The sequence below is a fragment of the Pseudoalteromonas sp. SG45-5 genome (assembly GCF_014164085.1).
GTDB classification, from domain to species: domain Bacteria; phylum Pseudomonadota; class Gammaproteobacteria; order Enterobacterales; family Alteromonadaceae; genus Pseudoalteromonas; species Pseudoalteromonas aliena.
In genome coordinates, this window is record NZ_JACJEM010000035.1 from 12,264 (window position 1) to 25,624 (window position 13,361).

Below are 13,361 nucleotides of genomic sequence, written 5' to 3' on the forward strand. Positions count from 1 at the left end.
ACCCATGCTCGTTATAAAATATAGCTTACTGTAGTGTTAAATCATATTTATGTTACAGCTTAATAAACATTAATTATTATTACGTAAACATCATCATTTATAGCGCCTTAAGTATAAATTTTTACTTTAATAGCAAACTAATTTTTAACGCTACCTGAATGTGGGTTTTTAATACAAAAGTCAAAATAAATTGCTCGCATAGCCATAATATCAGCGTTTTAACTACAAAATCATTTACATTTAATATTTAACTCATACACTAGTGATTGTAAAATCACTCTTCAAATTAGTTAGTCTTCAAATAATTACGGTATTACTTTTTACCTAATATTTAAAGGCTAATGTAATTAGATATAACGCCGAATTTATTTTGGCTTATTAGAACAACTACAGAGGTATTGCATGAAGGAAAATCATGACAAATATAGTATTGACAATACGGACTACACCGTAGGTCAGGACAACGTACAAAAGTGGGGATTTGATATACACAACCCTGTTTTTGGAACTAGTGCGGGCCTGATTGTCATCTTTTTAATCGCCATACTTGTTACCGACCCACAAACTGCAAAAACAGCACTTGATAGCATCAAGACCGATATTATTAATAATTTTGATGCTCTATTTATGTGGGCTGCTAACTTCTTTGTACTCTTTTGTTTAGCACTTATTGTTTCTCCTTACGGGAATATTCGCCTTGGTGGTGATGATGCTAAACCTTCTCACTCTAGAATTTCATGGCTTGCTATGTTATTTGCTGCTGGTATGGGTATTGGCCTTATGTTTTGGGGCGTTGCTGAACCGGTTGCTTACTTTACTGGTTGGTACGAAACACCACTTAATGTGGCCGCAAATACACCTGAGGCTGCAAAATTAGCAATGGGCGCAACTATGTTCCATTGGGGACTTCACCCTTGGGCTATTTACGCTGTTGTTGGTTTATCTCTTGCATTTTTTACCTATAACAAAGGGTTACCGCTTTCTATTCGTTCTATTTTTTACCCTATACTAGGCGACAGAGCGTGGGGTTGGCCTGGTCATATTATTGATATCTTAGCTGTACTTGCTACGTTATTTGGTCTTGCAACATCTTTAGGTTTAGGTGCTCAACAAGCCTCTGCTGGTATTAATCATGTATTTGGTACAGAAGGTGGTGTCGGGTCTCAAATTTTGGTTATTGCGGGTGTTACACTCTTAGCAATCGTTTCTGTAGTGCGTGGTATTGATGGTGGTGTGAAACTACTGAGTAATGTAAATATGCTCATCGCGTTTTCATTATTATTGTTTGTTTGCTTAGTGGGCTTTGCTGTAGCAATGGGCAACGTACCGACTACCGTGATGGGCTATGTAGAAAACATTATTCCATTGAGTAACCCACATGGCCGCGAAGACGAAACATGGATGCATGGTTGGACTGTGTTTTATTGGGCTTGGTGGATTTCCTGGTCTCCGTTTGTAGGTATGTTTATCGCGCGTGTATCTCGCGGTCGAACAATTCGTGAATTCTTAATTGCGGTATTACTTATCCCTACGCTAGTTACTGTTTTATGGATGTCTATTTATGGTGGTATTGCTATTGACCAAGTAGTTAACGGTATTGGTGCGCTAGGCACTAATGGTTTAACTGAAGTACCTTTAGCTATGTTCCAAATGCTTGATGAATTACCTCTATCTAATATCTTATCGTTTATTGCGATTGTATTAGTGTTAGTATTTTTTATTACCTCATCTGACTCAGGCTCATTAGTCATTGATTCAATTACAGCTGGCGGTAAAATTGATGCACCGGTGCCACAACGTATATTTTGGGCAACGGTAGAGGGCGCCATTGCAGCTGCACTACTGTGGATTGGTGGTACACAAGCAATTGAAGCACTCCAAGCAGGTGCTGTTTCTACTGGCTTGCCATTTACTATTGTGTTGTTGTTTATGTGTGTAAGCTTAATTTTAGGTTTACGAACTGAGCCACGCCCAATTAAATAATACAATTAATTAGCAACACTTTTAATTCGTGATGAAACGCCGCAATTTTGCGGCGTTTTTTTGTTTACCTATTTAAGGCTATACCAATTGCATTAAATTAGTGATCTATTATAGCGATAAGAAAATAGCTCAATAACAAGACTAAAATTATGATACATAGTTGTTCTATATCAATAATTTTTAACGTAGTTAGTGAGTTATTTAATACGCCAGAATGATCATGTTTTTAATAAAATAGGTATTATACCCACAACTCTGAAATGGGCGTGTCTACACGATAATGGTGACTCAGTTGCGCTTGTAAAAGCTCAGCTGTAGCAAGTGCATCCGTTAGCGCGTTATGATTATGATAAGCCGGTAGAGAATAACGCTCACGACAATCTGTTAATCTGAGCGAGCCTAGTTTGGTATTAAACAAGCGACCTAATAACCCTTGCCTTGCTTTTAGTGCTCTTTTTTCTATTTCCATTGTATCTACCAGTGCAAACTCAATCCCTTCTTTAAGTCTGAGCAATAACGCATTATTTAAAAAGTGGCGCTCTATTGCAGCGTAATGCACCACGACAACTTTCCCACTCAGCGCTTCAAGTAAAGGCTCAATAATTCGATTAAAGTCAGGGGCCTCATTTACCTCAGAGTGCGTTATGCCATGAATTAAAATAGACTCTTCATGCAGGTTACGCCTAGGTTGAACAACCCAATGCCGGCTATGTTTACAATAGATACGCTTTAAATTAAACGGTACGAGCCCTACACTTACTATATCGTCGTTTTGGCTATTTAAACCTGTGGTTTCAAAGTCCATTGCTACAAAAGGTACATCTTTTACAGCAGCTTTATCTTGATTATAAGCACCAGCATAAAAGTGTTTTAAAAGTTTATTTTCGGTGCTATTGGCAAGCTCGTTATATCTAGCTTGCCAATCAAATGCTTTGTAATTACGCGGATTCATCGGCTACTTCACACCAGAGTTTGCTGTGTAGCTAAATTTTAAATAACTTTGTGCTTTTTCTAAAATTGCAAATGCCTCTTTTAAGTTTCGTTGTTCGAACGGAGAAAGTAAATGCGGATCTAAGTCATTATCAGGCTCTTCGCCTTTTTCTATTTGCCACGCTTGATGGCGTATTCTCATCATGGCAATGTACTCAAGTGCATCACGTAAATCTTGCGCTTTACCCTGCGGTAAAAGTTTCGCTTCAATAATGTCTTCTAATCGCTCAAACGAGTTTTGTTTACGCGATCCAACAGCTAATGCGTGCACGCGTATAACATCAGAAAGTGGTGCAGTCCCTCTGCGTTTTAAGTTCATTGAACGCTTGTGTTGCCCGTTATGCTCCATTACAAAGCCTTTAAAAAAGCCAAGTGGAGGTGTTCTGTTGCGTGCATTTGCTGCCATATTTGCTAAAAACACACGATTTACTTTGCTTTGTTTTGCTATAAATATTTTAAGCTCGTCGGCCCATTTAGTTTTCCCCCATACACCGTCTAAATCAAAAAATATTGAGCTGTTAAGCAAGGCTTGTGGCTTTGGCTGGGCTATCCAGTCAGCAAATTGATCAAACCATTGTGAGCGAGTTTTACGCCATTTTTTAAACGACGCCATAATTTCTCCATCACAGTAGGTGTAACCACACTGCGCTAAGCCATCACAGACAAAATCGGCAATATTTTGAAAATACGCGTTATGTTTTTCATCGTCGTAACTATCATCTAAAATAAGCGCGTTATCTTGATCGGTTACAATAAGTTGCTCGTCGCGGGCCATTGAGCCCAGAGCAATAAAACAATAAGGCACAGGAGGCGGGCCAAACTTTTCTTCAGCTAATACAAGTAATCTTTGTTTAAATGTACGTCCTATAACAGCCATAGCGGTACCAATCATGTGTGAATTGGCATCTTCGTTAACCATACGTACAAATACATTGGGCAATTGGCGTGCATAATGCGCTAAATCCTCAATTGTTTGTTGAGCAAGTATGCCGCGTACAAGTAATAAGCTGCTTTGCGATTCGTAACGTAAAATATCAGAGAGGGAGATAACCCCTATTGGGCGTCTTTTTTGTACTACTGGTAAATGGTGTAAGTTGTCTCTAAGCATGGCCAGTACGGCTTCGAAAATATAGTCATTAGCATCTAAAAGCACTAAGTTAGTTGACATAATCTCTTTTGCTTGTGTGTTAAAAGCAAGTCCTTTAGCCACTACTTTGGAGCGTAAATCCCTATCGGTTATTATACCAACGACTTGTCCATCGTCTTCTTCTGGGTCATCATTTATTGGTTTATTTACATCGGTTACCAACACTGACGATACCGCCTCTTCGGTCATTAATTTAGCGATATCTTGTATTGTAGACGTTGCATCTACGGTAACTACATCTCTGTGAATTAATGATTTCACCTTCGCGGTTGTCAGGTCGTTGCCATCGGCTTGTTCAACAATAGCCTGATGTAAACGCACGTTACCGTCTGTTTCAAAGTAATCAGCAAACGCATCAAACTCATCACAGTAGCGATTAAACAGCTCAACATTTATGCAATAAACTAACGTATCTTCAAGAGCAGTTGCAGGAAAACGCACCTTACGGTTCATCAATAAACCCATTTGCCCAAATATACCCGCTGTAGCCAAACGATTGTAAAGCTCGCCATTTCGACGATACATTTCTACAGAGCCACTTCTAATTACGTACAAATCAGCTATGTCTTGGCCAAAACTCAAGATATCTGTTTTTGCTCTAAAATAAGCAACTTCTACTTGTTGAGCTAACTCATTAAGCGCTTTTTGAGGTAAATCATCAAAAGGAGGATGTTGTGCTAAAAATTGTGCGATTTCAACTTGTTCGGCTTGCATAAATCCCTTCCTGTACGCGCATTAAAATGACTAAATCTGTCTTGCAGATTAACATCATCATTAAGATGTTAAAACAATTACTGCACAATTTTAGGCACAAAAAAAGAGCCTAAATAGACTCTTTAAATGTAATGTTTATTGTAAAAATTTATTTACCGCGCTGAGCGTCTTTTTGGGCTTTTTTGGCTTCTTTACGTTGCTGTAAAACAGCTTGTGCCTCATTACCAATATGGCCTTCACCACGCGCTTGCGCTAATTCTATTTGCTTTTGGCGCTCCGCAAAACGTGCGCGTTGCTCATCAGTTACTTCTTCAATACAATGATGACAAGAGACACCTTCCATGTATTCAGGCTTTAACTTTTCTTCTTCTGTAATTGGCATACGACAGGCGTGGCATTGATCATAAGAGCCTTTTTGTAGGTCGTGATCAACCGCCACGCGATTATCAAATACAAAACATTCGCCTTCCCACATGGTTTCATCTTTTGGCACTTCTTCTAGGTATTTTAAAATACCGCCTTCAAGGTGATAAACTTCATCAAAGCCTTGCTCTTTCATGTAGGCTGTCGATTTTTCGCAGCGGATACCCCCCGTACAAAACATCGCTACTTTTTTATGTTTTTGTGGATCTAAGTTTTCTTTAGCCCACTGTGGAAATTCGCGAAAAGTTTTAGTATTTGGATCAACTGCATTTTGAAATGTACCAATTTCAATTTCGTAATCATTACGTGTATCAATCAAAATAACTTCAGGATCAGATATAAGTGCATTCCACTCATTTGGCTTTACATAGCTACCCACAACTTTTAGCGGATCTACGCCTTCAACGCCCATCGTTACAATTTCTTTTTTTAGCTTTACTTTAGTGCGGTAAAACGGGCATTCATCATCGTAAGATTCTTTTGTAACGATGTTTTTTAAATTTGGTTGTTTATCTAACCATGCTAATAAGTTGTCTATCCCTTCACGTTTTGCAGAAACAGTGCCGTTTATACCTTCGGCAGCGAGTAGTAAAGTACCGCGTACTTCATTTGCTTCCATCACTTCAAGCAACGGCTTACGGATAGCTTCAAATTCAGGTAACCCAACAAATTTATACAGCGCACATACTACAAAGTGATCGCCCGTTACATTATCTTTATGAACAACAGTCATTATATTTCCTATTTTGCCTTGTTAGCCAGTATTGGCGTTTACCGAATCGTAAATCCGGCGCATATGGGGCGCGTATTTTACGCTTTTTTGGATTAATTGCAAAAAATGCTGCTATAGAATGGTTTTTACTGTTAGCACCGCACCTCAGTAAGCTATAATGCGCCAATAAATTAATAGACTTAATTGCTCATTTTGGAGAAACACACATTGCAGTTTACTGATCTTGGGATTGATACACGCCTTGAAACACAATTAGCACATCAAGGGATCACCCAGCCCACCGATATTCAAGCGCATGCAGTGCCTACCGCACTTGCAGGGCATGACATTTTCGCTCAGTCTAAAACTGGGTCGGGCAAAACCTTAGCGTTTTTACTACCTGCAGTACAACGGGTGATGAAACAAAAGGCACTCAGTAAACGCGATCCTCGTGTACTTATTGTTGCGCCTACACGAGAGCTTGCAACACAAGTGTTCACACAACTTCGCTTATTAATTGCAGGTACAGCGATTAAAGCTGTGAAAATACTTGGCGGAGAAAACTTTAATGATCAAGTTAAAGCTCTGCGTAACGATCCACAATTTGTAGTCGCAACCCCAGGTCGTTTAGCGGATCACATTACACAACGCTCATTACAATTAAGCGGACTTGAATTACTTATTTTCGATGAAGCCGATCGTATTTTAGATTTAGGCTTTACCGAACAGTTAAAAATGATTAACGAGCAAGCGAATCACCGTTTGCGTCAAACATTACTGTTTTCTGCAACGCTGGATCACGCACAGGTAGATGCTCTATCTCGTAATTTATTAAAAAAACCAAAGCAAATTACGCTAAGTGCAGCTAATGAGCAGCACAGTGATATCACACAAACACTCTATTTAGCGGATCATCTAGATCACAAAGAGGCATTATTAGAACATTTTTTAAATCAAGATGATGTTGGTCAATGTATTATCTTTACAGCAACGCGCGCTGATACAAGCCGTTTAAGTGAAGCACTTAATGCTAAAGGATTTAAGTCGGTAGCACTTGCTGGTGATTTAACACAAAATAAACGCCTAGATATTATGGACTCGTTTAGTCGTGAGAATTTTAAAATATTGATCACAACGGATGTTGCCTCACGTGGTTTAGATTTGCTAAGCGTAACGCATGTAATTAACTTTGATTTACCAAAACATGCTGAAGAATATGTGCATCGCATTGGACGTACTGGGCGTGCAGGTTTTAAAGGAAGTGCGCTTTCGCTGGTAGGCCCTAAAGATTGGGCTAGCTATTTAGCCATAAAAGCATTTTTAAATGATGAGTTAAATTTTGCCAGCATTGATGGTTTAAAGGCAAAATTTAAAGGGATAAAAGAGAAAAAACCTGAATCTGTATTGAAAAAAGAAAAAACAGTTGTTGCAAAAAAACCACTATTTAAACGAAAAGCAAAACCTAAAAAACCATCAGCCCCAATTAAAGCACCCATGAATATTGATGGCGATACACCGATGCGCCGTAAAAAAAAGCCTGAGCAGGAATAATTATGAGTTACCTAGGAACAACACAAACCTTATTTGTAAAAGAAGTAAGCAATGAAGGTGCTTACCTTGATGGCCATGATTTAGGTGAAGTATTTTTACCAAAACAAGAAATAAAACATGAGCTTGAAGCTGGCGATAGTATTAGTGTATTTATCTTTTTAGACAATGCTAACTTAGCCACAGCGACAATTAAAAAGCCTCATGCACAAGTAGGTGAATACGCCCTACTACGCGTTAAAGAAATAAACAGTATTGGGGCATTTTTAGATTGGGGGCTTGAAAAAGATGTACTAACCCCGTTTAACGAACAAAAGCCACGCATGCAAGAAGGTCATTCATATTTAGTTCGTTTGTACCTTGATAATGCAAGCCAACGTATTTGTGCATCAAACAATTTTAATCGTTTCCTATCTAAAGATGAGCCGCAATATACTCACTTACAAGAAGTGGATTTAATTGTTGCTGGCAAAACAGATATTGGCTATAAGGTATTAATTGAAGAATCGCACTTCGGTGTTGTATTTTACAATATGGTATTTAAAAGCTTATTTGTGGGCCAAAAGCTTAAAGGTTTCATTCAAAAAGTACGTGACGACGGAAAAATTGATGTCGTACTAGAAAAGCCTGGTATGGGAAAAGTAAGCGATCTTGGTGAAACTATTATGCAAAAGCTTAAGAATGAAGGGGGTGTGATCCCACTAGGCGATAAGTCTGATCCTGAAGCAATAAAAAAGATGTTTTCTACCAGTAAGGCTAACTACAAAAAAGCAATTGGTGGACTATTCAAGCAAGAATTAATAGATATTGAAGCAAAGTCAATTCGTTTGAAGTAATTTTTTACTGATAGAAGTTGAGTGGCCAACCACTCAACTTCTATCTTCACTCAATAATAAACTGCCTATTATTAAATTATTCTTTTACTTAGCCCATAATATATTTATACGGTAAGGTGCATTGCGTATATTGCTTTGAATAATCAATAACCTCTTCTTTAGTTTTTAAGTTCAAAGGTGCTAGACGAAAAATCCTACTTTCACAATCAGACTTCCTATCATCATGATTATTAACACATTCACGAGCACTAATGTTTTGAGAACTAAGGACATCTTCGTTTTTATAGCACAAGTGGTGTGCATAATCTGCCATAGTCTGTTTGAAATCAAAAATATTAACGGGGTAGCTCGCGATAACATCAGCAACTGTTAAAGCCTCAGAATCTATCTTCCCTGATAAATAATATTTGTTTACTGAGAAAGCCGCAACAGCAAAAATAACCACATAGAATAACAATTTCAAGACAAACCCTCACTACATATAAACAATATTTTGTAATATTAGAACCATATTTAGTAAGGATTTTAGCATCAATCAACTACTTTTGTTAATTTAATTAATCGAGCGATTAACATCATTAAGCACTTTTACAGGATCATTCGATTTTGTTATAGGTCGTCCAATAACAAGGTAATCACTTCCAGCATCAATCGCTTGTTTTGGTGTCATGATACGCTTTTGATCTCCTGCATCACTACCTTCCGGACGAATACCTGGCGTAACCAATTTAAATTTATCACCAAGTTCAACTTTAAGCACTTTTGCCTCTTGTGCTGAACAAACTATGCCATCAAGCCCTGCTTCTTTTGCAAGCCGAGCTAAGTAAATGACTTGTTCCTGCGGGGATTTTTCAATACCTAAACGTTTGAGTTCTTTTTCATCCATGCTTGTTAAAACAGTCACAGCAATAAGCAAAGGCGCTTTATCACCAAACTGCTCTAAAGCAAGTTTAGCTTTATGCATCATTTCAAAACCACCTGATGCATGTACATTAACCATCCATACACCCATTTTTGCGGCTGCAGTGACAGCTTTAGCTACAGTATTAGGAATGTCATGAAATTTTAGATCTAGAAACACATCAAAACCTAAATCAATTAATTCTTTAACAAAAGCAGGACCGAAATAGGTAAACATCTCTTTACCGACTTTAAGACGGCAAGTATCAGGAGAAAGTTGTTTAACAAAATTTAGGGCAATTTGCTGATCATCGTAATCTAATGCAATGAGAATTTTTTTTGAATGTTCGAAAGACATAACTATCCTAATGTATGGCAATAAAGTAATTATATAAATAGATCTAATAAAATAGTTTTAGCGGGTAATTTTGGGTGTCGATAAAGTAAATTTATACAAGCTTACTTTATAAAAATTAAAATCAGTAAACACATGGCTTAATTTGCTAAAATACTCATCTTTTAAATCCGTTATTAAGGGGGGTTATTAAAATCCATCTAACCCTCTACTCGGAACAATGGTTTCCCAATGTTTACAAGAAGGGCAATTCCAATAAATTGTATAGCTAGTAAAGCCGCAATGCTGACATTGAAAGTCAGGTTTAGTCGCAATGTATGAAGTAACAAGTTTATCAATCTGCTCTAAAACTTCTTTCGTGTTTTTATTTTGATCAGCCATCAATTGCAGCAAAAAACTAAAACCGCGAATTGTTGGTTGTCGTTTTAAACTATCAGTTAAAAACTCAAATGCTTGCTCTGTAAAACCTTGTTCTAATAAAGCCTGACAATGTTTTATTTTTATTAATACGCCACCTTTTTCTAATAAGTCATTTACTAGCTCATGAAATTGGTGAGTTAGGTTAAGTTGTTTGTAACTGTGTGCGAGTCTATCAATAAATAGCGGGGCAAATAACGTAAATTGAGTAACGAGTTCTCGCCAATAATAAATGGCTTTAACGTAATCCTCATTTGTATAAGCAGATAAACCTAATTCGTAAAGAGGACGAACAGCTTTATAATTTAAACTAATCGCTTTTCTCATTAATTGTGGGGTGTTATCAGCTAAGGCTGATTCACAATAAAAATTTGCGATCGCTTTAAATTGTTGTTCTTTTGAAAATAATTCGCTGTGGGCCTCAAACATGTTGATGCCTTTTTCCCATTCACGAGTTTGCGAATATAAAGTAATAATAGGTTCGAGAGCTTCAACATGCCCTGCTTTTACTAACCAAACTAGATGCTCCTCAGCACCGTCAAGCAAACCTGCCATAATATAATCTTCGGCGAGTTCTAATCTGCTTGTAGCTGCTTGTTGTTCATTTAAGCTTGGATGTTTTAGAAGAAGTTCATGAATTTTTATCGCTCGATCTAACTCACCTCGACGACGAAACATGGTGGCAAGCGTAGAATAATGTTCAACTGAATCAGCAGAAACTTCGAGTAGATTAATTAGGTGCTCTAAACCTTGATCTTCTTCTCTATCAAGTAAAAATTTTAAACCTTTACTATACTCAGAAGTGATCTGACGGTTAAGTTGATGAGCTTGGTTTTTAGCGCTATTTTTACCCATCACCCAGCCGTAACCGGCTGCTACAGGTAATAATAAAAACAAAAGCTCAATCATGGTTAGGTGTCTTTATTACTAGCAAGCTTTTTTTTGTCTTTTTCAGGCGCTAATTGTTTTTTTAACCGATAATTTTGCCATTTTAATTGTGAGAACAATTTAAAACAAATAAAACAACCGATTACAACACCTAACAAAAAGCAGATACTTATGATTACAGCTAAAGGTAATGTATTACTGGCAATTATATAATTAATTTGTACTAGCTGTGGATTTTGAGAACCCAATACAAAAGCACTAATAAGGCATAGTGCAACCAGAATAATTTTTAATACCTTAAACAAGTAACTACTCCAATAAATTAGTTAACTAGGCAATACTTTCATTTACGCGGTCGCGTAATTCTTTACCCGGTTTAAAATGAGGAACATGCTTACCGTCTAACTCAACTGTATCGCCAGTCTTAGGATTACGACCTGTGCGAGGAGCGCGGAAATGCAAAGAGAAACTACCAAAACCTCTGATCTCTATACGATCTGAAGTAGATAATGAGCCGGCCATTTGTTCAAGAATTTCTTTTACAGCATTCTCAACATCTTTCACTGGAACGTGCGCGTGTTGTTCCGCAAGTGTTTCTATCAATTCTGACTTAGTCATAGCGTTTCCTTAAAAAGAGATATAGGAAGGGCAAAAAATGCCCTTCCAACTAAAAACTAATTATATATTAGTCTTTTTGTGCATTTGCGAAAGCAGCTGCCATTGCGTTTTCAAACACTGGCTCTTCTTTCTTAAGCTTCTCTATTACTTCTTTCTCTTCTGCTTCGAAAAGAGCTTTAACAGATAAACTTAAAGTGCGGTTCTTGCGATCAACACCAACATATTTCACTTCAATTTCGTCGCCAACAGAAACAACAGTAGTTGCATCTTCAACGCGCTCTTGAGCGATATCAGCTACACGAATGTAACCTTCAACGCCTTCGATAAGTTCAACAGTTGCGCCTTTAGCATCAACTTCAGTCACTTTACCCTTAACAATAGCACCTTTTTTGTTTGCATCAAGGTAGTTATTGAATGGGTCAGCTTCGATTTGTTTAACACCTAGAGAGATACGTTCACGCTCTGGGTCAACTTGTAATACGATAGCAGTGATTTCGTCGCCTTTCTTGAATTCACGTACAGCGTCTTCGCCAGGTGTATTCCAAGAAATGTCTGAAAGGTGTACAAGACCGTCAATACCACCGTCAAGACCGATAAAGATACCGAAGTCAGTGATTGATTTGATCTTACCAGTAACTTGATCGCCTTTGTTTTGTAGACGAGCAAATTCCTGCCAAGGATTAGCAATACATTGCTTAAGACCAAGAGAAATACGACGACGTTCTTCGTCAATTTCTAGAACCATAACTTCAACAGTGTCACCTAGTGATACAACTTTTGAAGGATGGATGTTCTTGTTAGTCCAATCCATTTCAGAAACGTGTACTAGACCTTCAACGCCTTCTTCGATTTCCACGAAACAGCCGTAATCTGTAAGGTTAGTAACACGACCAGAAAGTTTAGAACCTTCTGGGTAACGACCAGCGATAGCTGCCCATGGATCTTCACCAAGCTGTTTAAGGCCTAGAGATACACGAGTTTTATCTTTGTCGAATTTAAGAACTTTAACTGCGATTTCGTCGCCAACATTAACGATTTCTGAAGGGTGCTTAACACGCTTCCACGCCATATCAGTAATGTGTAGTAGACCATCAACACCACCAAGATCAACGAATGCACCGTAGTCAGTAAGGTTCTTAACGATACCTTTAACTTCTTGACCTTCAACAAGGTTAGCAAGAAGCTCTTCACGTTCTTGTGAGTTTTCTGATTCGATAACTGCACGACGTGAAACAACAACGTTGTTACGTTTTTGATCAAGCTTGATTACTTTAAATTCAAGCTCTTTGCCTTCAAGGTGAGTTGTGTCACGTACTGGACGAACATCAACAAGTGAACCAGGTAGGAAAGCACGGATTGAATCAACTTCAACAGTGAAACCGCCTTTAACTTTACCGTTGATAACACCAGTAACAGTCTCTTGCTCTTCACATGCTTTCTCAAGACGGATCCACGCTTCGTGACGCTTCGCTTTCTCACGAGAAAGGATAGTTTCACCGAAACCGTCTTCAATTGCATCTAGTGCAACATCTACTTCGTCGCCTACAGCAACTTCAAGTTCACCAGCAGCATTTTTGAACTGCTCTGCAGGGATAGCACTTTCTGATTTAAGACCAGCATCTACAAGTACAATGTTATTCTCGATAGAGATTACTGTACCTTTAACGATAGAGCCTTGCTCTGCTTCAAAACCCTTTAAGCTTTCTTCAAATAACTGCGCAAAATTTTCTGACATACGAATATACGTCTCATATATTAATACCAATAAGCAACCATGCTGCATGGGGTTGTTAAAATAGCACTGGCATCCTGCTGGTGCATAAAATGTGT

General features: G+C 38.0%; 12 protein-coding genes. 3 read left to right on the forward strand and 9 right to left on the reverse strand.

Translation table 11 applies throughout. The annotated features are described in order from the left end of the window. Positions 1-402 precede the first annotated feature (402 nt). Positions 403-1,983, forward strand: coding sequence for a BCCT family transporter (locus H5119_RS12325; protein WP_182702445.1), 1,581 nt, complete (start codon positions 403-405; stop codon positions 1,981-1,983). A 241-nt stretch (positions 1,984-2,224) separates the two neighbouring features. Here the strand turns inward: H5119_RS12325 and H5119_RS12330 are convergent, their stop codons facing one another. The 3 genes from H5119_RS12330 to H5119_RS12340 all read right to left on the reverse strand — a co-directional run bounded on the left by H5119_RS12330 (position 2,225) and on the right by H5119_RS12340 (position 5,990). Continuing rightward, positions 2,225-2,935 (reverse strand): 3'-5' exonuclease, encoded by a 711-nt coding sequence (locus H5119_RS12330; RefSeq protein ID WP_077537954.1) that lies wholly within the window; start codon positions 2,933-2,935, stop codon positions 2,225-2,227. A gap of 3 nt (positions 2,936-2,938) precedes the next feature. Beyond that, positions 2,939-4,834: a DUF294 nucleotidyltransferase-like domain-containing protein gene (locus H5119_RS12335; protein ID WP_182702446.1), complete on the reverse strand. Its 1,896-nt coding sequence runs from the start codon at positions 4,832-4,834 to the stop codon at positions 2,939-2,941. A 148-nt stretch (positions 4,835-4,982) separates the two neighbouring features. Next, positions 4,983-5,990, reverse strand: coding sequence for a rhodanese-related sulfurtransferase (locus tag H5119_RS12340; protein ID WP_182702447.1), 1,008 nt, complete (start codon positions 5,988-5,990; stop codon positions 4,983-4,985). A 207-nt stretch (positions 5,991-6,197) separates the two neighbouring features. Here H5119_RS12340 and H5119_RS12345 point away from each other — a divergent pair, with 207 nt between their 5' ends. Beyond that, a complete protein-coding gene (locus H5119_RS12345) occupies positions 6,198-7,520 on the forward strand; it encodes a DEAD/DEAH box helicase (RefSeq protein ID WP_077537958.1) in 1,323 nt (440 codons plus the stop codon). Positions 7,521-7,522: 2 nt separating this feature from the next. Continuing rightward, positions 7,523-8,353: a S1 RNA-binding domain-containing protein gene (locus H5119_RS12350; protein WP_077537959.1), complete on the forward strand. Its 831-nt coding sequence runs from the start codon at positions 7,523-7,525 to the stop codon at positions 8,351-8,353. Positions 8,354-8,441: 88 nt separating this feature from the next. On the opposite strand, the gene H5119_RS12355 is transcribed toward H5119_RS12350, so the two are convergent. The 6 genes from H5119_RS12355 to rpsA form a co-directional block, all read right to left on the reverse strand. Next, positions 8,442-8,816 carry a hypothetical protein gene (locus tag H5119_RS12355; RefSeq protein WP_077537960.1) on the reverse strand — a complete coding sequence of 125 codons (375 nt, stop codon included), beginning with the start codon at positions 8,814-8,816 and terminating at the stop codon, positions 8,442-8,444. Between the two features lie 90 nt (positions 8,817-8,906). Then, a complete protein-coding gene (gene pyrF, locus H5119_RS12360; protein WP_077537961.1) occupies positions 8,907-9,611 on the reverse strand; it encodes an orotidine-5'-phosphate decarboxylase in 705 nt (234 codons plus the stop codon). A gap of 186 nt (positions 9,612-9,797) precedes the next feature. Next, entirely contained in the window at positions 9,798-10,934 is a 1,137-nt protein-coding gene (gene lapB / locus H5119_RS12365) for a lipopolysaccharide assembly protein LapB (RefSeq protein WP_077537962.1), read from the reverse strand. 2 nt (positions 10,935-10,936) lie between these two features. Further along, the gene (locus H5119_RS12370) at positions 10,937-11,218 is read right to left on the reverse strand and encodes a lipopolysaccharide assembly protein LapA domain-containing protein (protein WP_182702448.1); all 282 of its coding nucleotides are present in this window, start codon (positions 11,216-11,218) and stop codon (positions 10,937-10,939) included. A 25-nt stretch (positions 11,219-11,243) separates the two neighbouring features. Then, positions 11,244-11,531: an integration host factor subunit beta gene (gene ihfB, locus H5119_RS12375; protein ID WP_007376597.1), complete on the reverse strand. Its 288-nt coding sequence runs from the start codon at positions 11,529-11,531 to the stop codon at positions 11,244-11,246. Between the two features lie 67 nt (positions 11,532-11,598). Next, positions 11,599-13,266 (reverse strand): 30S ribosomal protein S1, encoded by a 1,668-nt coding sequence (gene rpsA / locus H5119_RS12380; RefSeq protein WP_077539018.1) that lies wholly within the window; start codon positions 13,264-13,266, stop codon positions 11,599-11,601. Positions 13,267-13,361: the final 95 nt, after the last annotated feature.